Origin of the sequence: Streptococcus mitis, from assembly GCF_047465045.1 — a bacterium.
GTDB classification, from domain to species: Bacteria; Bacillota; Bacilli; order Lactobacillales; family Streptococcaceae; genus Streptococcus; species Streptococcus mitis_DT.
This window is the reverse complement of sequence record NZ_JASHAR010000017.1, coordinates 26,188-47,599: the sequence shown is the minus strand read 5'-3', so window position 1 is coordinate 47,599 and position 21,412 is coordinate 26,188. Positions and strand designations below refer to the sequence as shown.

Annotated in this window: 24 protein-coding genes and 1 pseudogene; 3 read left to right on the top strand and 22 right to left on the bottom strand. The window is 41.4% G+C overall.

Going from position 1 to position 21,412, the window contains the following annotated elements; translation table 11 throughout:
• Positions 1-224: transposase (locus QM409_RS08870; protein WP_414305530.1), on the top strand; the 224-nt coding region annotated here is incomplete at its 5' end.
• Between the two features lie 50 nt (positions 225-274).
• Here the strand turns inward: QM409_RS08870 and cmk are convergent.
• Together cmk and QM409_RS08860 are read right to left on the bottom strand one after the other, a co-directional pair.
• Positions 275-979, bottom strand: coding sequence for a (d)CMP kinase (gene cmk, locus QM409_RS08865; RefSeq protein WP_414305531.1), 705 nt, complete (start codon positions 977-979; stop codon positions 275-277).
• A gap of 9 nt (positions 980-988) precedes the next feature.
• Positions 989-1,477, bottom strand: coding sequence for an SAG1386/EF1546 family surface-associated protein (locus QM409_RS08860; protein ID WP_261150367.1), 489 nt, complete (start codon positions 1,475-1,477; stop codon positions 989-991).
• Positions 1,478-1,522: 45 nt separating this feature from the next.
• Here QM409_RS08860 and QM409_RS08855 point away from each other — a divergent pair, with 45 nt between their 5' ends.
• Positions 1,523-1,720 carry a ferredoxin gene (locus QM409_RS08855; protein ID WP_024057475.1) on the top strand — a complete coding sequence of 66 codons (198 nt, stop codon included), beginning with the start codon at positions 1,523-1,525 and terminating at the stop codon, positions 1,718-1,720.
• A 57-nt stretch (positions 1,721-1,777) separates the two neighbouring features.
• Here QM409_RS08855 and QM409_RS08850 read toward each other — a convergent pair whose 3' ends face one another.
• The 6 genes from QM409_RS08850 to QM409_RS08825 all read right to left on the bottom strand — a co-directional run bounded on the left by QM409_RS08850 (position 1,778) and on the right by QM409_RS08825 (position 8,886).
• On the bottom strand, positions 1,778-2,743 hold the full coding sequence (locus QM409_RS08850) for a glycosyltransferase family 2 protein (RefSeq protein ID WP_414305532.1): 966 nt from the start codon (positions 2,741-2,743) through the stop codon (positions 1,778-1,780).
• Position 2,744: 1 nt separating this feature from the next.
• Positions 2,745-3,764, bottom strand: coding sequence for a UDP-glucose 4-epimerase GalE (gene galE, locus QM409_RS08845; RefSeq protein WP_001156540.1), 1,020 nt, complete (start codon positions 3,762-3,764; stop codon positions 2,745-2,747).
• Positions 3,765-3,866: 102 nt separating this feature from the next.
• The gene (locus tag QM409_RS08840) at positions 3,867-4,970 is read right to left on the bottom strand and encodes an NAD(P)/FAD-dependent oxidoreductase (protein ID WP_414305533.1); all 1,104 of its coding nucleotides are present in this window, start codon (positions 4,968-4,970) and stop codon (positions 3,867-3,869) included.
• A 16-nt stretch (positions 4,971-4,986) separates the two neighbouring features.
• Positions 4,987-5,784, bottom strand: coding sequence for a Nif3-like dinuclear metal center hexameric protein (locus tag QM409_RS08835; RefSeq protein WP_049502397.1), 798 nt, complete (start codon positions 5,782-5,784; stop codon positions 4,987-4,989).
• Positions 5,771-6,448 carry a tRNA (adenine(22)-N(1))-methyltransferase gene (locus tag QM409_RS08830; RefSeq protein WP_414305534.1) on the bottom strand — a complete coding sequence of 226 codons (678 nt, stop codon included), beginning with the start codon at positions 6,446-6,448 and terminating at the stop codon, positions 5,771-5,773. The genes QM409_RS08835 and QM409_RS08830 overlap by 14 nt, the downstream gene beginning before the upstream one ends.
• Positions 6,449-6,549: 101 nt before the next feature.
• Positions 6,550-8,886 (bottom strand): cation-translocating P-type ATPase, encoded by a 2,337-nt coding sequence (locus tag QM409_RS08825; RefSeq protein WP_414305551.1) that lies wholly within the window; start codon positions 8,884-8,886, stop codon positions 6,550-6,552.
• 133 nt (positions 8,887-9,019) lie between these two features.
• Here QM409_RS08825 and QM409_RS08820 point away from each other — a divergent pair, with 133 nt between their 5' ends.
• Complete coding sequence (locus tag QM409_RS08820) at positions 9,020-9,769, top strand: lysophospholipid acyltransferase family protein (RefSeq protein ID WP_414305535.1); 750 nt, start codon at positions 9,020-9,022, stop codon at positions 9,767-9,769.
• A gap of 122 nt (positions 9,770-9,891) precedes the next feature.
• On the opposite strand, the gene QM409_RS08815 is transcribed toward QM409_RS08820, so the two are convergent.
• The 14 genes and pseudogenes from QM409_RS08815 to QM409_RS08750 all read right to left on the bottom strand — a co-directional run bounded on the left by QM409_RS08815 (position 9,892) and on the right by QM409_RS08750 (position 21,274).
• A complete protein-coding gene (locus QM409_RS08815) occupies positions 9,892-10,500 on the bottom strand; it encodes a TipC family immunity protein (protein ID WP_414305536.1) in 609 nt (202 codons plus the stop codon).
• Positions 10,501-10,504: 4 nt separating this feature from the next.
• Positions 10,505-11,118: pseudogene (locus QM409_RS08810) on the bottom strand (TipC family immunity protein).
• A gap of 10 nt (positions 11,119-11,128) precedes the next feature.
• The gene (locus QM409_RS08805; RefSeq protein ID WP_414305537.1) at positions 11,129-11,596 is read right to left on the bottom strand and encodes a hypothetical protein; all 468 of its coding nucleotides are present in this window, start codon (positions 11,594-11,596) and stop codon (positions 11,129-11,131) included.
• Positions 11,593-12,204 (bottom strand): TipC family immunity protein, encoded by a 612-nt coding sequence (locus tag QM409_RS08800; RefSeq protein ID WP_414305538.1) that lies wholly within the window; start codon positions 12,202-12,204, stop codon positions 11,593-11,595. Before QM409_RS08800 ends, QM409_RS08805 begins: the two co-directional genes overlap by 4 nt.
• A 4-nt stretch (positions 12,205-12,208) precedes the next feature.
• Positions 12,209-12,823 carry a TipC family immunity protein gene (locus QM409_RS08795; protein WP_414305539.1) on the bottom strand — a complete coding sequence of 205 codons (615 nt, stop codon included), beginning with the start codon at positions 12,821-12,823 and terminating at the stop codon, positions 12,209-12,211.
• Between the two features lie 12 nt (positions 12,824-12,835).
• A complete protein-coding gene (locus QM409_RS08790; RefSeq protein ID WP_261015449.1) occupies positions 12,836-13,333 on the bottom strand; it encodes a hypothetical protein in 498 nt (165 codons plus the stop codon).
• Positions 13,299-13,907 (bottom strand): TipC family immunity protein, encoded by a 609-nt coding sequence (locus QM409_RS08785; RefSeq protein ID WP_261015444.1) that lies wholly within the window; start codon positions 13,905-13,907, stop codon positions 13,299-13,301. Before QM409_RS08785 ends, QM409_RS08790 begins: the two co-directional genes overlap by 35 nt.
• A gap of 10 nt (positions 13,908-13,917) precedes the next feature.
• A complete protein-coding gene (locus QM409_RS08780; protein ID WP_261015438.1) occupies positions 13,918-15,570 on the bottom strand; it encodes an LXG domain-containing protein in 1,653 nt (550 codons plus the stop codon).
• On the bottom strand, positions 15,560-15,919 hold the full coding sequence (locus QM409_RS08775; protein WP_414305540.1) for a hypothetical protein: 360 nt from the start codon (positions 15,917-15,919) through the stop codon (positions 15,560-15,562). The genes QM409_RS08780 and QM409_RS08775 overlap by 11 nt, the downstream gene beginning before the upstream one ends.
• The gene (locus QM409_RS08770; RefSeq protein WP_261015434.1) at positions 15,916-16,194 is read right to left on the bottom strand and encodes a TIGR04197 family type VII secretion effector; all 279 of its coding nucleotides are present in this window, start codon (positions 16,192-16,194) and stop codon (positions 15,916-15,918) included. The genes QM409_RS08775 and QM409_RS08770 overlap by 4 nt, the downstream gene beginning before the upstream one ends.
• A 446-nt stretch (positions 16,195-16,640) precedes the next feature.
• Positions 16,641-16,910, bottom strand: coding sequence for a 30S ribosomal protein S15 (rpsO, locus tag QM409_RS08765; RefSeq protein ID WP_001018251.1), 270 nt, complete (start codon positions 16,908-16,910; stop codon positions 16,641-16,643).
• A 145-nt stretch (positions 16,911-17,055) separates the two neighbouring features.
• Complete coding sequence (locus tag QM409_RS08760) at positions 17,056-19,764, bottom strand: FtsX-like permease family protein (RefSeq protein WP_414305552.1); 2,709 nt, start codon at positions 19,762-19,764, stop codon at positions 17,056-17,058.
• Positions 19,760-20,461: an ABC transporter ATP-binding protein gene (locus tag QM409_RS08755; protein ID WP_414305541.1), complete on the bottom strand. Its 702-nt coding sequence runs from the start codon at positions 20,459-20,461 to the stop codon at positions 19,760-19,762. Before QM409_RS08755 ends, QM409_RS08760 begins: the two co-directional genes overlap by 5 nt.
• Positions 20,462-20,581: 120 nt before the next feature.
• The gene (locus QM409_RS08750) at positions 20,582-21,274 is read right to left on the bottom strand and encodes a phosphoglycerate mutase (RefSeq protein WP_414305542.1); all 693 of its coding nucleotides are present in this window, start codon (positions 21,272-21,274) and stop codon (positions 20,582-20,584) included.
• Positions 21,275-21,412 lie beyond the last annotated feature (138 nt).

Below are 21,412 nucleotides of genomic sequence, written 5' to 3'. Positions count from 1 at the left end.
AGCACTTAAAAACTAAAGAATGCCAGACGCTTTTATCTCCCGAAGGTAGACAGATTTTCGCTCAACGCAAGATTGAGGTGGAACCTGTCTTTGGGCAGATAAAGGCTTGTTTGGGTTACAAGAGATGTAATCTGAGAGGGAAGCATCAAGTGAGAATTGACATGGGATTGATACTTATGGCCAATAACCTCCTAAAATACAATAAGAGAACGACTCAAAATTAAAAAGCTAGAGTTCCGCTATTGGAAATCTCTAGCTTTTTTGTGGCTGAGAACTATTTTGTCTTAGGTTCTTCTCCTGTCTCTAGGACATGCATTTTTTTTGCTTCTGCTTTAATTTTTTCAACTACTTCTTGAATGTTCAAGCCAGTTGTATCAAGGTAGACAGCATCCTCTGCTTGTTTGAGAGGCGAAGTCTCACGATGACTATCCTTGTAGTCACGCGCAGCAATTTCCTCTTTTAGAGTTTCAAGGTCTGTTTCAATTCCCTTGGCAATATTTTCCTTGTAACGGCGCTCTGCTCTCTCATCGACTGAAGCTACTAGGAAAATTTTCAATTCTGCTTGTGGCAATACAACAGTCCCAATATCGCGACCGTCCATGACAATCCCACCTTGCTGGGCAATCTCTTGTTGGAGAGAAACTAGTTTCTCTCGTACTTCAGGAATTGCTGCAATAGCTGAAACATGATTGGTCACTTCATTTTCACGGATAGGATGGGTAATATCCACATCTCCTACAAAGACAAGTTGTTCTCCAGTTTCTGAGCGTCCAAAACTGATTGGATGCTGGTCCAATAAGGCTAAAAGTTCTTCAACTTGTTCAACTCCTAATTGGTTCCTGAGAGCCATGTAGGTCGCTGCACGATACATAGCACCTGTATCTAGGTAGGTGAATCCAAAATCCTTGGCAATAATCTTTGCGACCGTACTCTTGCCACTTGAAGCAGGACCGTCAATAGCAATTTGAATCGTCTTCATTTATGACTCCTATCTAGTCTTAATCACATCTCCAGGATTAGCAAACCAAGATCCTGTAGCCATATGGCCAGGATTCAAGGCCTCTAACTGAGCAATCGAGATTCCTGCACGAGCGGCAATGGCTGCTTCTCCTTCTCCAGCCATAACTTTTGTAGTTCCTTCTGGATCAGTTGGATGTTCTGAACTACTAGATGACTCTTCAACCTTCTCCTCTGAACTAGAAGATTCCTGCTCTGAACTACTAGATGTAGAAGAGACTTGCTCTACTTTTGTATCTGAATCGTGAAAATCTTTCAAGGCTGCTGTGCGATTACTCCCACCCGATGAAAGATAGATCAGAACAATAATCATCACGACTACAATCACAAAGAAAATACTTGCTAAAATAGTCAAGATACGATTAGCCAATACTCCTCCACCTTGTTCTCTCTTACGACGTTCTGATCTTGTTTCTTCTTGATTCTCATAAATATCTTCTTGCCACGGTTCTTTTGCCATACCTTACTCCTTGTTTTTTTTTACTTTTCTTATTACAATATAAATATGAAAATCACACTTATACCTGAACGTTGCATTGCCTGTGGGCTTTGCCAAACTTATTCTGAATTATTTGATTACCATGATAATGGAATCGTGCGTTTTTACGATGACCCTGACCAACTAGAAAAAGAAATTTCTCCTAGCCAGGACGTCATAGAAGCTGTTAGAAACTGTCCGACACGTGCCTTGATTAAAGATTAACTATAATATCGACAAGAACGTTCCACTCCTTCTAGTTTAGCATATTTCCATGCAAAATTATAGTCTTTTCTCTTTATTTTTTTCTGTAAAATCAGGAAGGTCACTTTTGTCTTTGACGAGATAAAGTGGTCTTTTTTTAGTCTCTAGATAAATCTTACTGATATACTTGCCGAGAATCCCAATGGTCAAGAGTTGAATCCCTCCGAGAAAGAGAATAACAGCCATCAGAGAGGTCCAACCTGATGTCGGATTGCCCAAAATGAGGGTCCGAACCACAACAAAAAAGGTCATAAGTAGAGAAATAAAACAAGATAGGAGACCTGCCACAAAGGCGATAATCAAGGGAAAATCTGAAAAATTAACAATCCCTTCAATGGAGTAGAAAAAGAGTTGCCTAAAACTCCAACTGGTCTTGCCAGCCTGCCTTTCGACATTTGGATAGTCCAGATAGTGGGTTTTAAAACCCACCCAGGCAAAGAGCCCCTTTGAAAAACGATTGGACTCGGTCAAAGCTAAAATAGCATCGACTACAGATCTTCTCATCATGCGAAAATCACGGACACCTGACGGCAAGGCTACTGGACTAATTTTTTGCATAAGACGATAAAAGAGATTAGCACAGAAACTGCGAAAGAAGGGTTCTCCCCCTCGACTGGTTCTGCGTGTTCCAACACAGTCCAAGTCTGCATTCTGGTCTAGTAAGGCTTTCATCTCTAGCAACATACTAGGAGGATCTTGGAGGTCTGCATCCATCACCACCACTAGATCTCCTGTCGCATATTGCAAGCCTGCATAAAGGGCTGCTTCTTTGCCGAAATTTCGCGAGAAAGAAATATAATGAACTGCCGGATTTTGCTCCCGATAGGTCTTTAAGAGTTCCAAGGTCCCATCACTTGATCCATCGTCGACAAAGACATACTCGATTTCTGTTTCCAAATCTGGAAGTAAAGCTTCCAAAGCCTGATAAAAAAGAGGAAGTACTTCCTCTTCGTTTAAACAGGGGACAATGATTGATATCACCATCTTAGTCTTCAAATCCATTTGGATGCTTGCTTTGCCAACGCCATGCGTCTTCACACATTTGGGTGATGCCGAGTTCTGCTTCCCAGCCCAGTTCTGCTTTGGCTTTTGCAGGATCTGAATAGCAGGCTGCGATATCCCCTGGGCGACGGTCGACAATGCGGTAAGGAATTGGTCGTCCCACTGCTTTTTCCATATTTTGGATAATTTCAAGAACTGAGTAGCCTTTACCTGTTCCAAGGTTATAAACGTTTAGACCTGAACCTTTTTGGATTTTTTTCAGAGCTGCAACGTGACCTTTGGCCAAATCGACAACGTGGATATAGTCACGAACACCAGTTCCATCTTCTGTATCGTAATCGTCTCCAAACACTTGCACTTGCTCTAATTTTCCAACGGCTACTTGCGTCACATATGGCAAGAGGTTGTTTGGAATACCGTTTGGATTTTCTCCCAAATCACCACTCTCATGGGCTCCGATTGGGTTGAAGTAACGAAGTAAGACCACATTCCATTCTGAGTCTGCCTTGTAGATATCCGTTAAAATTTCCTCTAGCATAAGCTTGGTGCGGCCATATGGATTGGTCACTGAAAGTGGGAAATCTTCCAAGATTGGCACTGTATGAGGATCTCCGTAAACTGTCGCAGAAGAACTGAAAATAATGTTTTTACAGTTGTTTTCTTCCATGACCTTCAAAAGACTAACAGTTCCAGCGATATTGTTGTCATAGTAGGCAAGAGGAATACGGGTAGATTCACCAACAGCCTTCAAACCAGCAAAGTGAATGACCCCTGTTGGTTCTTCTTGCTTGAAAATATCACGAAGAGTATCTGTATCACGGATATCTGCCTCATAAAACGGAATTTCAACTCCTGTGATTCTTTCAACAACTTCTAAACTTTTTCTGTTACTATTCACAAGGTTATCCACCACAACAACTTGATGACCTGCTTGGATTAACTCAATAACAGTGTGGGTTCCGATAAAACCTGCTCCGCCCGTTACTAAAATCTTTTCTTGCATCTTCTTTCCTCGATTCTCGGATTATTTTTTCTTATTTTACCATTTTTGATAGGGAATGTTATTTGCCATCCTAGGGGCAAAGCTAAAATTTCAGTAAAATTCTTATTCGCTTTTTACTCGTTTGACATAGTTTTCAATTAGATAGTTTAGAGGGTCCAAGGTCAAATCTTTGTCTTGGATCAGTTGAGCTAGATGGTAGCCAATGATGGGACCAGTTGTGAGGCCCGATGAACCTAGTCCACTAGCCGCATAGACACCTGCTAAATCAGGTACTTGCCCAAAGAAAGGAGAGAAATCGCTGGTATAGGCACGGATTCCCACACGCTCAGCTCTTGAAGTCGCTCTAGCTAAAACTGGATAGTGGGGCAGGGCTGCCTCCTCCATTTGTTGGAGTAAGGTTTCATCTACCGTCAAATCAAATCCCATGTCATTTTCATGAGTAGCTCCTAGGGACAATTTCCCACCTGCAAAAGGAATCAAATCCCACTCCCCTTCTGGCATGACAACAGGGTAAGCTTCCATGTCTTGGGGAAGTTGATAATCTCGGAGTTGCCCCTTTTGGGGACGAACATCTACTTCATAACCTAAAGGCTCTAACAGGTGTCCCAACCAAGCTCCCGTCGCCAAAATAACCTGATCAAACACCTCTTCGTCAATCTGGTAACCTGATGCTAAAGGTATCAGAGTCACTTTTTCTTTGACCAGCTTGACGTGACTGGCTTCCAGCAAACGAGTCACTAAAAGTTGGCCATCTACTCTCGCTCCACCAGAAGCATAGAGCAGGTGATCAAATTCCTGCAAGCCAGGGAATAATTCATTAGCTGATGCTGAGTCCAGAATGGCTAATTGCCCTATCAAAGGAGATTCTTCTCTACGCTGGAGGGCTAGTTGATAGAGTTCTTCCAACTTAGTTTCATCCTTTTTCAGGAGAAAGACTCCCGAACGCTGGTAAAAGTCGATTTCTTGTCCTGACTTCTCTAAATCTGCTAATAAATCCACATAAAAGTCAGCCCCCAAGCGCGCCATTTTGTACCAGGCCTTATTGCGGCGTTTGGAAAACCAGGGGCTGATAATTCCTGCTGCGGCCTTAGTAGCCTGACCTTGTCCATGATCAAAGACTGTTACTTCTAGATCACTTTCTTTCGAGAGGTAGTAGGCAGCTGTTGCACCTACAATCCCTGCTCCAATAATGGCAACTTTTTTCATTGTCTTCACCTTCTAACTAGATATGGTGGAAAGGATTGGTCGATGCTTGACTAGGTAAGATATCAATAGTCCAGCCTTTTTCCTCTTTCCATTGATTAAGAAGCTCTGCAATTTTTTCTACAAAAAGCACTTCGATATAGTGACCTGGGTCCAAGGCTAGCAAGCCATCAGACAGCATATCCTGAGCAGTGTGGTAGTAAATATCACCAGTGATATAAACATCTGCCCCCTTTGCCAAAGCATCCTTATAGAAAGACTGCCCGCTACCACCACAGATGGCCACTCTTGAAATAGGCTTCTGCAAATCTCTCTCTTGATAATGCACCAATCGAAGGCTATCTAAACCAAAGACTTGCTTGACATGCTGGGCCAATTCCCCAAATGTCTGAGGCTGAACATTCCCAATACGTCCAATTCCACGTTCAGGACCTGTCTCCTGCAGATAAGTCGTTTCCTCGATACCTAGCATCTGACAGAACCAATCATTGAGGCCATTTTCAACGATGTCAATATTGGTATGGCTGACATAAACTGCGATGTCATGCTTTATCAAATCAATGTAAATCTGATTTTGTGGACGGCTAGCTACCAAATCCTTGATGGGACGGAAAATCGGCGCATGCTTGACAATAATCAAGTCCACACCCTTTTCAATGGCTTCAACCACCGTTTCTTCACGAATATCGAGAGCCACCATGACCCTTTGGATATCCTTGTCTAAAGTACCAATTTGCAGACCACGACTGTCTCCCTCCATGGAAAATTCCTGAGGGCAAAAGGCTTCATACGCATTAATCACTTCACTTGCTAACATGGAGAACCTCCTTGATGGCTTGAATTTTATCTACTAGAACTTGACGTTCTTCCAGATTTTTTTCTGGGATTTGTCCGAGGGCAAACTCTAGCTTAACAGCTTCTTTTTGCCATTTTTGGACAAAGACTGGACTGACCTCTTTGGACAAGAAGGGACCAAAGCGAACATCACTAGCTGATAGCTTCATTTGTCCTGCTTCCACCACCAAAATCTCGTAAAACTTGCCAGCCTCTTCTAAGATACTTTCAGCTACAATCTGAAATCCGTTCTCTTGTAACCAAATACGCAAGTCGTCTTCACGATTATTGGGCTGGAGGATCAATCGTTCTACATTAGCTAACGTGTCCAATCCTTCTTCTAAAATCCTAGCAATCAAACGACCACCCATACCAGCAATGGTAATGACCGACACTTGGTCTGCCTCTTCAAAGGCTGCCAAGCCATTGGCTAAACGAACCTGGATTTTCTCCTTTAGACCGTGAGCCTCAACATTTTTGACAGCAGACTGATAGGGACCTTCCACCACCTCACCTGCAATGGCGCTTTTGATTTGGCCTCTTTCGACTAACTCGATAGGCAGATAAGCATGGTCACTTCCCACATCGAGTAAAATGGCTCCCTGTGGCACAAAGGAAGCCACTAATTCTAATCTCTTTGAAATCATTTTCTCTCACTTTCCAAAACTCTATTACCTCTTATTATACCACATTTCAGCTGGCAATCTTGTACCTAAAAAGACCGCAATCCACAGATTGCAGCCTTTCTTTATTTTCTGGATTGATAGCGACTAGTCAGGATGAAAATTACGGTAAAGACCAACATCATGACACCATAAACAGGTAATGTTTGTCCTGTTAAGGTTGAAATTTCAAGCAGTTTTTGGATTCTTGGGAAGAGAGCTGTGGCTAGGAAGCCTCCTACTGACCAAACAATCAAGAGGACTCGCCAGAGGGTGAATGGCATACAGGCTCTAAATACGGATAAGAAACCAATTGACCCCAAGAGATAATAGAGTAGGGTTGAGATTTCTAACTCAGACCAACCTTGACTACTTCCAAATATTTTCACAAAGAGGACGCTGAAGATAACCATAAGTGCACTTGGTAGAGCACGAAGCATAGATCTTCTGAGGAAGTTTGGCTCAACAGGTTTGATATTTCGCTCAAAAGTCAGAACGAATGGTGGGAAACCTTCCACGAACTGGTCAATCATGGTAATCTGGATTGGAATGAAGGGGAAAATCAAGATCCACTCAGACCGACCTAGTAAAGCACTGGCGATACAGATAACTGCGAGCAAGAAAGAATAGATGGTCTTTATCAAGAAAATCGGGGCGATGTGGGCAATGTTATTGACCACCCGACGACCTTCAAAGAGAATCTCAGGAACATCATTAAAGTCAGAGTTCAAGAGAACCAGATTGGCAATCTGACGTGTTGCCGGGTCTCCTTCCGCCATTACGATAGAGCAATCCGCCTCACGAAGGGCCAGAATATCATTGACTCCGTCTCCTGTCATAGCTGTTGTATGACCCGCTTTTTTCAGCGTTTGGATGATGAGTTTCTTTTGATGAGGGGAAACACGTCCGAAAATAGCTGTCTCCTCAGCCATATCAATCAATTGCTCATCCGTAATTTTCGAGCAATCTACATAGCTGTGATAGTCTGCAAAACCAGCCTTCTGGGCAATGCTGGACACCGTAACTGGATTGTCACCAGAGATAATCTTGAGCCCCACTTCCTGAGAACGGAGATAGTCCAGCGTCTCTGCCGCTCCCTCTCGAATAGGGTCCAAGATTTCCAGCAAGGCTAGAGCCTGAATATCAGATGGTTTCTGTGGTTTGTAATGGTCTAATTTCTCCTGACTGAGAGCTAAGACCAAGACACGTGACCCTCTCTCCAAGGCCTCCCTGGCTTCGGGGACTTCAGAGTCCAGCAACATCTCAGGGGCACCTAAGAAAACTGTCCCCAGACCTCCTAACTCCATGGCTCCCCACTTGCGGTCGCTTGAGAAAGGCAGATTAGAAATCATAGGATAAGTAACTTCTCCCACAAAACGCTGTCGAATAGCTTGAGCAGTTGGATTTTTATCCTCACTATGGGCTATGTAGCTAGTCAGGATGCTGGCAATAGCCTCTTCACCATAAGTTGGCGTCAGCGGAAGAACGGCCTCTACCTGCATCTTTCCTTGGGTGATGGTACCTGTCTTGTCCAAACAGAGCATATCCACGCGCGCCAGAGTTTCAACAGAGTACATCTCCTGCACCAAGACCTTTTTCAAGCCCAGCTTAATCACCGCAGTCAAGAGCGAAGTGATGGTCAAAAGGGCGATTCCTTTAGGTAACATCCCCAAAAGGGCTGTCGATGAATTTACAACGGATGACTTGAGAGGTAGGCCTTTTAAAAGCAAAGCTTCTAGCAAGAGAGCCAGACCAAAGGGAATGATAATCTTCCCAGTAAAACCAGCTAGCTTGTCCAGCGATTTCATGATACGGGAGTTGATGGGTTTAACGGTCTTGGCTTCCAGCATGAGTTTGGCAGCATAGTTGTCTGCACCGACATGGTGGACTTGAGCCAAAACTGACCCACTTGCTAGGAAGCTTCCTGACAAAAGCAAGGCGTCAACTTCCTTTTGCACCAAATCACTTTCCCCCGTCAACATGGCTTCATTGACTTCCGCAAATCCTTCCAGAACCAAGGCATCACTGGGAATCTGCTCCCCAGCAGACAAACGAATGACGTCTCCTAGCACCAATTCTTCAGGATTGAGGGCAACTTCCTGTCCATCACGAATGGTTTTGACCTTTTCCTTGGTCATGAGATTGAGCTTATCTACCATGTGTTTAGCCCGCAGCTCGGTCACAATACCAGAAAAGGCGTTAAAGCAGATAACAGCAAAGAAGACCAGATTGCTCCAAGCCTGCACAAAGGCTAGTGCCAAAGCAATAGCAAAGTTCAAAGCATTAAAAAGAGTAAAGACATTTCGTTTAACGATTTGCCAAGTGCTGGTACTAGCCGATGCGGTAAAATCATTGACCAAGCCCTTAGCCTGTCTTTCCTTGACTTCTATTTGGGTTAATCCCATAATCTTATTTTTATCCATAAATTCTATCATATCATTTTTTCTAAAAGAATTCTAATCTCATCCCAAATATGCACCTAGTCAAGGGAAAAAGTTTGCCAGCCCTCCTTTGATAAGGTATAATATTAACAAGAAAAGAATCGAAGGAGATCGCATGTTTTATACTTATTTACGTGGATTGGTTGTATTGCTACTATGGTCCATCAATGGCAATGCCCACTACCATAATACCGATAAAATTCCTAATCAAGATGAAAATTATATCCTGGTTGCGCCTCACCGCACCTGGTGGGATCCAGTTTATATGGCCTTTGCGACCAAACCAAAACAATTTATCTTTATGGCCAAAAAAGAGCTCTTTACCAACCGTATCTTTGGCTGGTGGATTCGTATGTGTGGTGCCTTTCCTATCGACCGTGAAAATCCTAGCGCCTCAGCCATCAAATATCCTATCAATGTTCTCAAAAAAAGTGACCGCTCTCTCATCATGTTTCCAAGTGGAAGCCGACACTCAAACGATGTCAAGGGTGGCGTAGCTCTGATTGCCAAAATGGCCAAGGTTCGTATCATGCCGGTTACCTACACAGGTCCCATGACTTTGAAGGGCTTGATTAGTCGTGAACGTGTCGATATGAACTTTGGAAATCCAATTGATATCTCAGATATCAAGAAAATGAGTGATGAAGGCATTGAAACAGTCGCCAATCGTATCCAAGCAGAATTTCAACGTTTGGACCAAGAAACGAAACAATGGCACAATAATAAAAAACCAAACCCACTCTGGTGGCTTATCCGCATCCCTGCCCTCATCCTTGCCATTATCCTCGCTATCCTAACTATCATCTTCAGCTTTATCGCAAGCTTCGTATGGAATCCAGATAAGAAGAGAGAAAAACTTGCATAGAAGAAATGAACCTTGGCCGTTTGACCAAGGTTCATTTTTATTGAGGCTGCAATTCTAGAACAATTGATAAGTGTAGGCAAAACATGGATAGTGAGAACAGTTATATCACTTTCTTCATGTTATCACCAATTCTCCCACTGGGTTTCAACCTTGACATCGCCATAATTACTTGGCGAGTACTTGCTGTCATAAATCGAGCACCAATCTTTCAGAACTTTCTGGTTGACGATTTCGTCAAAGTCTTTCTCTAATTCTTCTTTGGAAATATTATTTTTTCTTAAATATTCTCTTACTTTTTCTTCATCATCAATAAATTGGCCTGGTTGTCTTGGCTCTTCAAAAATCGCAAGCTCCTTTTTGAGTATTTTCTTTTTTATATTATAGTGAGCCGAATACCATAGGGTAATATTCGAATTAGTCTTTCTTTCAAAACGAATCGTCATCCCTTTAATACCTTCTCCAAAATTAAAGCTAATACTTATGTCTTTATAACCTTCAGGATGAGTTTGATACTTCCCTGAAGGGGTGTATGCAAAATATTCTCCATCGTTAGGCCAATCGGGTCTGATTTTAAACCCATCTATGTTTCTTAAAATATTATTTGACCGATAGGTTTTCTCCGTTTCTTGGTAAATTTCATCAAAAATATTTTTAGGTTGACGGATAAAAAAGTAAAAACAAGATGATATGATTATCACGAATAAGACTACTAGGCCTAGGATTTTCTTCATATTGTCACCAATTCTCCCACTGGGTTTCAACCTTGACATCGCCATAGTTGCTTGGCGAGTACTTGCTGTCATAAATAGAGCACCAATCTTTCAAGACTTTCTGATTTACAATTTCATCGTAGTAAGAATCTAAGTCCTTAGCTGTAATACCGTACTGCTCTAGGTAGGATTTCACCTGAGCTTCGTCTTCAATATAAGTTTCCGTATCTGCTTTCTTCAAACCTATTTTGACAATTTTTTTAAAGTACGGTCTTGATAAGTATATTTATTCCATATCCTAACTCTCGTGTTTGGTCCTACTTGCCTCTCAAATGTAACGGAGCTTAATTGAGATGTATATTCAAAATTAAACCCAATTTCTATCTCATAATAATCTGACGGTGTTTTCTCTTTGTTGTATAATCCGAACGGAGTATACAAAATATTGGGGTCATCACTTGGCCAGACATCATCAATTTCAAAACCTTCTATATTTCTTAAAATATTATTTGTGCGATAGGTTTTCTCTGTTTCTTGGTAGATTTCATCAAAAATATTTTTAGGTTGATGCGTAAAGAAGTAAAAACAAACTGATACAAGTAATACTACTATTATTAAAACACCTAGTATTTTCTTCATAGATTTCCTCCTAATCCGCCACGGCTTCCAAGCGATTTAAAAACTTGGACACACCTTGATAGTTATTTTCAATATATGCTTTAATAGCATCTTCTCCTTTTTCCATAACCTCTAACGGAAGGATACTGGCATAGATAGTACTTCTGACCTCTTTCCAATCCTTATTTTTCAAGAATTCTCTTTCTCTCTGAGCGGGATCCTTTTGAAGGTCAGAGTAATAAGAAGTTATAGCTTGGTCATAGGATTGCCCCTGTTGCATACGGCCGATAAGATTGACTGAATCAAGGTCTGCCTTGTAATCATCCTCGCCAATACTTGGTTTCTTATCCGTAGCATTTTTAGTCGTATCTCCTTCCCAGCCTGAAAGGTCCTTGACATGCTCTCTACCACCATAGAGATCGGCTAACTGAACTTGATTAGGATTAAGGTGAGTCGCCATAGTGATGGACTGGTGGGTGAAGTCTGCATGGCCTATCACCAATTCTCCCACTGGGTTTCAACCTTGACATCTCCATAGTTGCTTGGCGAGTACTTGCTGTCATAAATCGAGCACCAATCTTTCAGAACTTTCTGATTTACGATTTCGTCGTAGTAAGAATCCAAATCCTTAGCAGTGATACCATACTGCTCTAGGTAGGATTTCACCTGAGCTTCGTCTTCGATATAATTTTTCGTACCTGCCTTCTTCAAAACTATTTTTACAAATTTTTTTAAACTACGTTCTTTATGAGAATATACAGTCCACATTTTTATACTAACGTTGGACTCTATCCGTTTTTCAAATGAAATCAAGCTTAATTGAGCTTCGGATTTAAAATTAAAATCTATAGCAATTTTCTCATAGCTATCTGGCAAAGCATTTCTCTCATAGACAATACTTGGATAAAATTTAGAATCATCACTATACTCTTGATATTTATGTACTTCAACATCTTTCAACTTGTTAAAGACATTATTTCCTAGATAGGTCTTCTCCGTTTCTTGGTAAATCTCATCAAAAATGTTGTTAGGTTGTTTAGGAAAAAAGTAAAAACAAAATAATACTAGTAATACTAATATTGTTAAAACACCTAGTATTTTCTTCATGTTATCACCAATTCTCCCACTGGGTTTCGACTTTCACATCGCCATAATTGCTTGGCGAATACTTGCTGTCATAGATGGTACACCAGTCTTTTAAGACTTTCTGATTGACGATTTCGTCGTAGTAAGAATCCAAATCCTTGGCAGTGATACCGTACTGCTCTAGGTAGGATTTTACCTGAGCTTCGTCTTCAATATAAGTTTCCGTATCTGCTTTCTTCAAACCTATTTTGACAAATTTTTTCAAAACACGATCCTTACGAATATATTTATTCCATAAGCGAACTCTAACGTTTGGCCCGATTCGCTTTTCAAATGAGATTGAACTTAACTGTGTTTTTGTAGCAAAATTAAAACTAATTTCTACTTCAAAATACTCTTCTGGGGTATGGTCTTTATTATAAGTTCCAAACGGATAATATTTAGAATACTCTCCATCACTTGGCCAACCTGGACTAATTTCAAAGCCATCTATATGCCTTAAAATATTATTTGTTCGATAGGTTTTCTCAGTTTCTTGGTAAATCTCATCAAAAATATTTTTTGGTTGTTTAGTAAAAAAGTAAAAACAGATGAATATGATAAACGACATTAACGCTGTTATACCTAGTAGTTTCCTCATTAACTTTTCCTCCTAGTCTGCCACAGCCTCTAAACGATTTAAAAATGCGGATACTTCTGGGTATTTTTCTTCAATATACTCTTTAATAGATGCCTCACCCTTTCTCAGTATATCCGCAGGCGCTACCCCTGCGTAGATTGTACCTTTGACCTTTTTCCAATCCTTATTTTTCAAAAATTCTCTTTCTCTCTGAGAGGAGTCTTTTTGAAGGTCAGCATAGTAAGAAGAGATGGCTTGGTCATAGGATTGCCCATTTTGCATACGGCCGATAAGGTTGACCGAGTCCAAATCCGCCTTGTAGTCATCCTCTCCGATACTTGGCTTCTTATCCGTAGCATTAAAGGTCGTGTCTCCCTCCCAGCCTGAAAGGTCCTTGACATGCTCTCTACCACCATAGATATCTGATAACTGGAAACTGCTAGGATTTAGATGGGTGGCCATAGTAATGGACTGGTGGGTAAAGTCTGCATGGCTATCACCAATTCTCCCACTGGGTTTCAATCTTGACATCGCCATAGTTACTTGGCGAGAACTTGCTGTCATAAATCGAGCACCAGTCCTTCAAGACTTTCTGGTTGATGATTTCATCATAGTCTTTGTCTAAATCTTCTTTGGAAATATTATTTTTTCTTAAATATTCTCTTACTTTTTCTTCATCATCAATAAATTGACCTGGTTTCCTTGGCTCTTCAAAAATCGCAAGTTTCTTTTTGAGCACTTTCTTTTGCATATTATAGTGTGCCGAATACCATAGGGTAATATTCGAATCCGTCTTTCTTTCAAAACGAATCGATACCCCCTTTATACCTTCTCCAAAATTAAAGTTAATGGTTATATCACTATAGCCTTTGGGAAGAGTTTCATACTTTCCAAAAGGAGTATAGGAAATATTTGGGTCATCACTTGGCCAACCTGCTCTGATTTTAAAGCCATCTATGTTTCTTAAAATATTATTTGTACGATAGGTTTTCTCTGTCTCCTGGTAGATTTCATCAAAAATGTTTTTAGGTTGTTTAGGAAAAAAACAAAAACAGATGAATATGATTAACGACATTAACGCTATTATACCTAGTAGTTTCTTCATAACTTTCCTCCTAGTCCGCCACAGCCTCTAAACGATTTAAAAATGTAGATACATCTGGATATTTTTTCTCAATATATTCTTTAATAGATGACTCACCCTTTTTCAGTATATACGCAGGTGCTAGGCTAGAATAGATAGTCCTTCTGACCTCTTTCCAATCCTTATTTTTTAAGAATTCTCTTTCTCTCTGAGAGGAGTATTTTTGTAGGTCAGCATAGTAGGAAGAGATAGCTTGGTCATAGGATTGCCCCTGTTGCATCCGACCGATAAGGTTGACCGAGTCTAAGTCTGCCTTGTAATCATCCTCTCCGATGCTTGGCTTCATATCGTTTGCATTAAAGGTCGTATCTCCCTCCCAGCCTGAAAGATTCTTGACATGCTCTCTACCGCCATAGACATCAGCTAACTGAACTTGATTAGGACTAAGGTGAGTCGCCATAGTGATGGACTGGTGGGTAAAGTCTGCATGGCCCGCTCCATTGTTAGAATAGGCCTTCAGTTTGCTATCCCAAAACGTATCAAAATCAATCCCAGTTCCATAAACTTCTTCAAATGATTTTTTATAAGAAGCATAATAATTTGAGCCTTTTTCTTTATCAGCAGTCTTAATGTCATCGATACTGTCATATTCACCACCTGCCATCTCATGCTGTAATCTAAGATTATAATACAGTTCTTTGGCATTTTCTTCTTTCAATCCCAGTTCTTGATAAATTTCAACTATTGGTTTCAATGTTCTCAATTTTTGGCCTGTCTGCGGATCACTCACAAATTCTTTATAAAAATAATGCCCCAATCCACCTGCTGTTTCATTCCACTTAAAGCCATCATAGTAGGCTGCACCGACGACTCGCAAAAAGATATAGTCACGGAACTCTTGACTTGAGGTTGGGAACTTCTTGTCTATCCCTTGCTTGATGGTCAAGAGCTGTTGGGCTGTCTCTGCGTCAAAGCCGTATTCTGCTATCATGGTTTGGACAAAGGCTTTCTCCTGACGGCTAAGCTTCATATCCTTTGTGTCAGAATAGGCAGTCAGGTAGTTGGCCCAAGTCAGGTCAGATGGGACTTTAAAGACCCCTGTCTTTGCATCCCAACTCGTTTCGATTTGGGCCAGTCCGCGACTCAACTGCACATCGATACTGTCTAGTTCATCGAACAGTCCTCCTGAATAGCTATCATAGGCGCGCAGGTCTCTCAAAATCGTTTCATAGACACGTTTATTGGCGTGATGTCCTCGCATGAGTTCCACATTACTGCGTCTCAATCTTCCCTTTTCTTCACTATCCATGGTCAAGCTAGAAAGGGATTGGTTGACTTCATCAAGATAAGCAATCATTTGCTCTTCCTGGCGGATCTTATCAAGTAGATCATCCTCCCGCCAACTCTTGCTGTCGACCATCGTTTGGTAGTCTTCTGGCAATTTCTTGATAGCTTGAGAGAAGGTTTCCGCATAGAGCTGTCCCCCTTTGCTCAAGGGTAATAAGACACTTGCAAAAAAACTTCTAGCCGAATTATAAGCATCGCCCTTTAGACTCTCTGTATCCTCTGAAAACTTTTGAATGGCTGATTGCAAGTCTTGATAAGCCTCCACCTGAGATTGGCACATGGTTGCTACACTCGAACTTTGTAGTTGTGATTGTTCTAAGTACATATCAATGCCCATGTCTTTTTTCCTCCTCTCTTTCTAGTTCTTTGCGTCTTTCATAGTAGACCTCATCCAAGTCTCCCTCTAACCGGAACTTTTCTTTTTTCAAATCATCCATGCGGTAGCTGAGGTTCTCAAGAATTTGGTTTTTAAGTTGGTTTCTTTGTAGGAGTGTTTCTTCCAACTGTCCTGTATATCGGCTCTGATAGGCCGCCTCCCACAAATCATTTTGATAACGGTGACTAGCTCTATCATACCCTTCAAAGGTTTCTATCAGTTCTTTGGTGCTATATTTCTCTTTTCCATTGTCTTCTAGCTGGTACAAGAGTTCTCGCTCTCTTTTCTTCAACTCATCCAACTTGCTCATGCATGACTCCTAAAACCATTGGCACCCGCTTCATCTAACGCCTCAAAATCACTCGCTATAGAGTGCAGTCGTTCTGAAGTCAGGGTAACGGCTGCAGAAATCTGACTAGCTAGATTTTGAGACTTTGTCAGACATTGATGGGCTTTGTTATTCCCTTGAAGGGTCGTTCGATCATCTTGACTAGCCACAGCAATTGCTGTTAACGATTGACAAGCATTTTTCAGCTGACTCGCATACATTTGAGCAAGATTTAAATCACTTTTTACTGTTGACATGACTGTTCTATCCTTTTTCTTAATCCCTTGTGATAGGTTTACTTTATTTAGCTATATAGACCTATTATACCATGTTTTGAATGCAAGCCCTAACTTATTCTATATTTAGATAATAAAATAGTTTTATATCTTAAAAGCTACCTAATTAGACTAGCTTCATTATCAAGCTATGCTCAATTGAACACGGCCTAAGCACTTGGCAAAAAAGATAAAATCTCCAAGAAGGGAGAAAATCTGGTTTATTTTACCTTATAGTGCTAGGAACCGTAAGTAAAGATAATACTTGAGTATATCGAGGTAAGGTGACAACGTAAAAAGCCCTCTGAAGTCAGAGAGCTTAATTCTTGCTGTATAAAACGTTTATAGACTAGGCGACAAGCCGAAGATTGTACTGATGGTACATCGAGGCGAAGCCAACGAAGTATAGAAACATTTTAGACGCAAGATTAACGACGAAGTCCTAGAGAGTTGATCAACTCACGGTAACGGTTAACATCGTTTTTACGCAAGTATGCAAGCAAGTTACGACGGCGACCGATTTTCTTCATCAATCCACGGTAAGTAGCGTGGTCTTTTTTGTGTTGTTTGATGTGTTCGTTAAGGTGGTTGATTTCCCAAGTAAGGACAGCAACTTGAACCTCTACTGAACCTGTATCACCTTCGTGACGTGCATATTGTGCGATGATTTCATTTTTTTTCTCTTTTGAGATTGCCATGATGTTTCTCCTTTTTATTTGGCTTCATCCGAGTGACAGGTTGGCATGCCTGTAACCAAGAAGAAGTTATTTGTCTTTACGACAGTTCTTATTCTACCAAGAAGCAGAGACTTTGTCAACTGATTTACTTTTTTAAAAACTTGATCTACTCTACTGATTTCAGGGCTTCAAGCATATCTACTTTTCTCAAGTGGTGATTGACAAAGATCCCCAGTAAGGCTAATATCACAGTCACTGCGACGATTGGAAGAGCATAGACTTCCCAGCTGACCCGCGGATAAAAAAGTATGGTGGCAGGTGAGATCATTTGAATCAAAAATTGATGTAAATAGTAGCCGGCTACCAAACCGAGAACAATCCCCACAAAGGACAGCACCATGGCCTCGCGGTAGATATAGAGGGTCACTTCTTTATTATGGAAACCGAGAACCTTGATGGTGGAAAGTTCACGGATACGTTCTGCCACATTGATATTGGTGAGATTGTAAAGAATGACAATGGCTAGCAAGACGGAAACAAGGATAAGGATTGCCATGGTTTTATTGAGAGAATTGGCTACAGATTCAAAAAGGTGGATAGCCGTTGCATTTTGAACCACCCCAGAAACAGCAGTTTTTTTCATAAAGGCCGCAGCTTCTTTCTCCGTATTTAATGGTGTTGGCTCTTTTAATTTTACTAGGTAGGTATTGTCTTGTGGACTGGTACCGTAGACTTGTTCGTATGTCGCTCGGTTGAGATAAACAAAGTGTCCAACATAGTTTTCAGAAATAGCCGCGACCCTGATTTCTTTTCCATCAAGCTCCAGCTTATCTCCAACCGTAACATCTGCTAGTTGAGCTAGTTTTTGACTTACGACTGCTCCATCTGTGACCTGCACCTCTTGGCCATTTTCCTCTAATGCGATAAAGGGTTTGAAACTTTCTCGGCTTGTAACCATTATGGTAATAGTCTGAAGTCCTGCTTTTCCTTTGAAATCTTTTTCAATGGATTTAGAGTAGATTTTTTGGTAAGCATGGATAGGCTCAGCTTGCAAGGCACTTTCTAGGTCTGCTTTTTCTTTCTCCGCTACACTGCTCTTTTCCGCTACAATCATCTGGTATTGCTGGATTTGTTCAAATTGACGATCGACAACTCCTCCCACAGAAGACTGAATGCCAAGACCTGCAAATAGGAGAGCAACCGAACCCGCAACTCCAAAAATGGTCATCAACATCCGTTGCTTATAACGGAAAATATTTCGCGCCGTAACCTTATGAGTGAAGCTCAAACGACTCCAAATAAAGCTCAGGCGTTCCAGCAAAATCTTTGATCCTTTAACGGGAGGTTTGGGCAGCAAAAGTTGGGCTGCTTCATCGTGCAATTCCCTCCGTGCCACTAGATAAGCTGGCAAGACACTGGATACCCAACTTAAGGCCAGGGCAAGAAGGCTATAAGACCAATAGAAATACTCCTGACTTTTCCCAACGACCATTCCAGCTGTTATAACATCCGAAATCACGCCTGCAAGGAGATAATGTCCTAAAAGTGTTCCTAAAACGGTTCCTACAGTTCCTGCAAGAAAACCATAGAGGACAAACTTGGCAACAATATCTTGATTCCGGTAACCTAGGGCCTTGAAAATACCGGCATTGGTACGCTCTTCATCCACAAAGCGAGTCATAGTTGTAAAGGTTAGTATTGCAGCAATCATAAAAAGCACCACGGGAAAGATATTCCCGACAGAACGAATACTTGCTGAAGCGTTACTGTACATGAGATAGCCTTGACCGCCTGGCATGGTTTGGCGGTTGTATACATGGTAAGTAGGCTCTGCCAGTTCATCAAGCTCTTTCTGGTGTTGTTCAAGCTTCTCTTTTTCCTTGGCTAGATTACTCTCTGTCTGAGCCATTTTTTCTTTTTCTGTAGCCAATTCTTCCTTAGCTTTTGTCAATTGCTCCTTGGCTTGACTCTTTTGAGGCTCAGGCAAAGCGGTCACTTGTTCTTCTTGCGTTTTCAATCGACTTTCAGCCTGTTCTAACTGACTCTTGCCTTTTTGAAGGTTACTTTCAGCTGTTTGGAGTTCTACTTTTCCCTCTTCCAAGCTCTTTTGCCCATTTGTTTTGATACTTGCTAATCGTTTTTGACCATTATCAGCCAGCAAGTCTTGCAATGCTTCCTGATATTGATCTCGTTTGCTTCTATAGTCTGATGAAAAAGCATCCGAATTTTTTAAATCGTCATAGCGCACACGCGCAATGCTATAAACATCTGAGTCAAACTGACTGGGTAAAATCACTCCATAGCCAGCCAAGCTTCCATTTCCACTACTAGCTCCTCCTAAATCTTCTTTAGAAAGGATTTCACCCGACTGAACAAATCCAGTAATGGTGAAAGATTGGGATTTTATGACGGGCTTCCCTTCTTCTTTCTTGCTAAAGATGATAGTCTGCCCAATCTGATAGCGGTCTTTCCAGAAATCTGCCAAGGAAATTTCCCCATCAGCCTCTGGAAGTCGCCCTTCTGTCACTTGGAAGGTTGAAATTCCCTCTGGCTTAGAATAAAGTCGAACCGCTTCTTCACTATTTTCAACGGTTAGGTCTGCCATATAGCCAAACTCAACACTTGCTCCTTGAAGGGTCTTTAGTTCGTCCTGATCTTCTTTGTCCAAGCCATAATCAGCTATCACTGCCAAATCCAAGGTATTTGCTTTACGGAGATAATCCTCAGCCGTACGTTCCATATTGGGGCTAGTCACTTTGAGACCTACTAGAGCTAAAGACCCCAGCATCATCAAGGTCAAGATGGATAAAAAGCGTCCCTTGGAAGCAGTCACCGACTGGAGCAAGTCTTTTCGGTATGTTTTTTTCATGCTAATACTCCAATGTATCGATAGCCTGTGGATGCTCATTGATTGTTACTCTCATAACAGTGGCATCACGCATGTGAATCACCCGATCTGCGATAGGAGCTAGCGAGCTATTATGAGTCACGATGATCACCGTCGCTCCCTTTTGACGAGACATGTCTTGGAGGATTTTCAAAACCTGCTTACCCGTTTGATAATCCAAGGCCCCAGTCGGTTCATCACAAAGGAGGATTTTAGGATTTTTGGCTACCGCGCGTGCAATGGAGACTCGCTGTTGCTCCCCTCCAGAAAGCTGGGCTGGAAAATTATTGAGACGATGAGCCAGACCTACATCTGTCAAGACCTGCTCAGAATCCAAGGCATCTGTCACGATTTCTGAAGCCAACTCCACATTTTCCTTCGCAGTTAGATTGGAAACTAGATTATAAAACTGAAAAACAAAGCCTACATCATTGCGGCGGTAATTGGTTCTCTGATGGGAACTGTAATCTGCAATATTGGCACCATCAATCCAGATTTCCCCCTCATCATTGGTATCCATTCCCCCAAGAAGATTAAGAACCGTTGACTTGCCTGCACCAGATGCACCTAGAATAATCACCAATTCACCCTTTTCAATCTCAAAATTCACATCGCGATTGGCCACAATCTCCGTGTCCCCAACCTGATAACGCTTGTAGCTGTGTTTCATCTCAATATAAGCCATCGTCCTTCTCTCTTTCTTACAAACAAGTCACTCTTTACTATCATTATAACGCTTTTTCGAAGAGTTGGATACTAGAATAAAAAGAAAAACCTAGGTATTCCTAGGCTTTCTTTTTACAAATTATTTTCCAAGGTAGTATTCAGAAACTACATTCAATTTTTCGTCGAATTCGAATACCAATGGTGGGAAGTTAGGGATTTCCACGTCCATGATTTCATCATCTGACAAACCTTTGATGTGTTTTACAAGGGCACGGATTGAGTTACCGTGAGCTCCTACGAATACGTTTTTACCATCTTTAAGAGCTGGAGCGATTTTATCTTCCCAGAATGGAAGGGCACGTTCCAAAGTCACTTTCAAGTTTTCAGCATCTGGAATAACTGAGTCGTCAAGTGAAGCGTAACGACGGTCAGTGTGAGCTGAATGCTCATCATCACGATCCATGTTTGGAGGCAATACATCGTATGAACGACGCCAGATGTGAACTTGCTCATTACCAAATTGTTCAGCAGCTTCAGCTTTGTTTTTACCAGTCAAACCACCGTAGTGACGTTCGTTCAAGCGCCATGATTTTTCAACTGGAACCCACAATTGGTCAGAAGCTTCAAGAGCCAAGTTAGTTGTTTTAATCGCACGTTTCAATACTGAAGTGTAAGCTTGGTCAAATTCGATACCAGCTTCTTTGATCAATTTACCAGCGTCAATCGCTTGTTGTGTACCTTTTTCAGACAAATCAACATCAGCCCAACCAGTGAAAAGGTTAGCTTTGTTCCATTCAGACTCACCGTGGCGAGCAAAAACCAATTTTACCATTAGATGGATTCTCCTTTAAATTTTCCGAGGTTTCCCCTCGTTTATCTATTCTATTTTACACAATTTTTCACAAAAAAGCTAGTTAAAATCGACAAGTTCTGATAGTCAGGAAGTAAAGTCCTCTCATACTGATTAGGA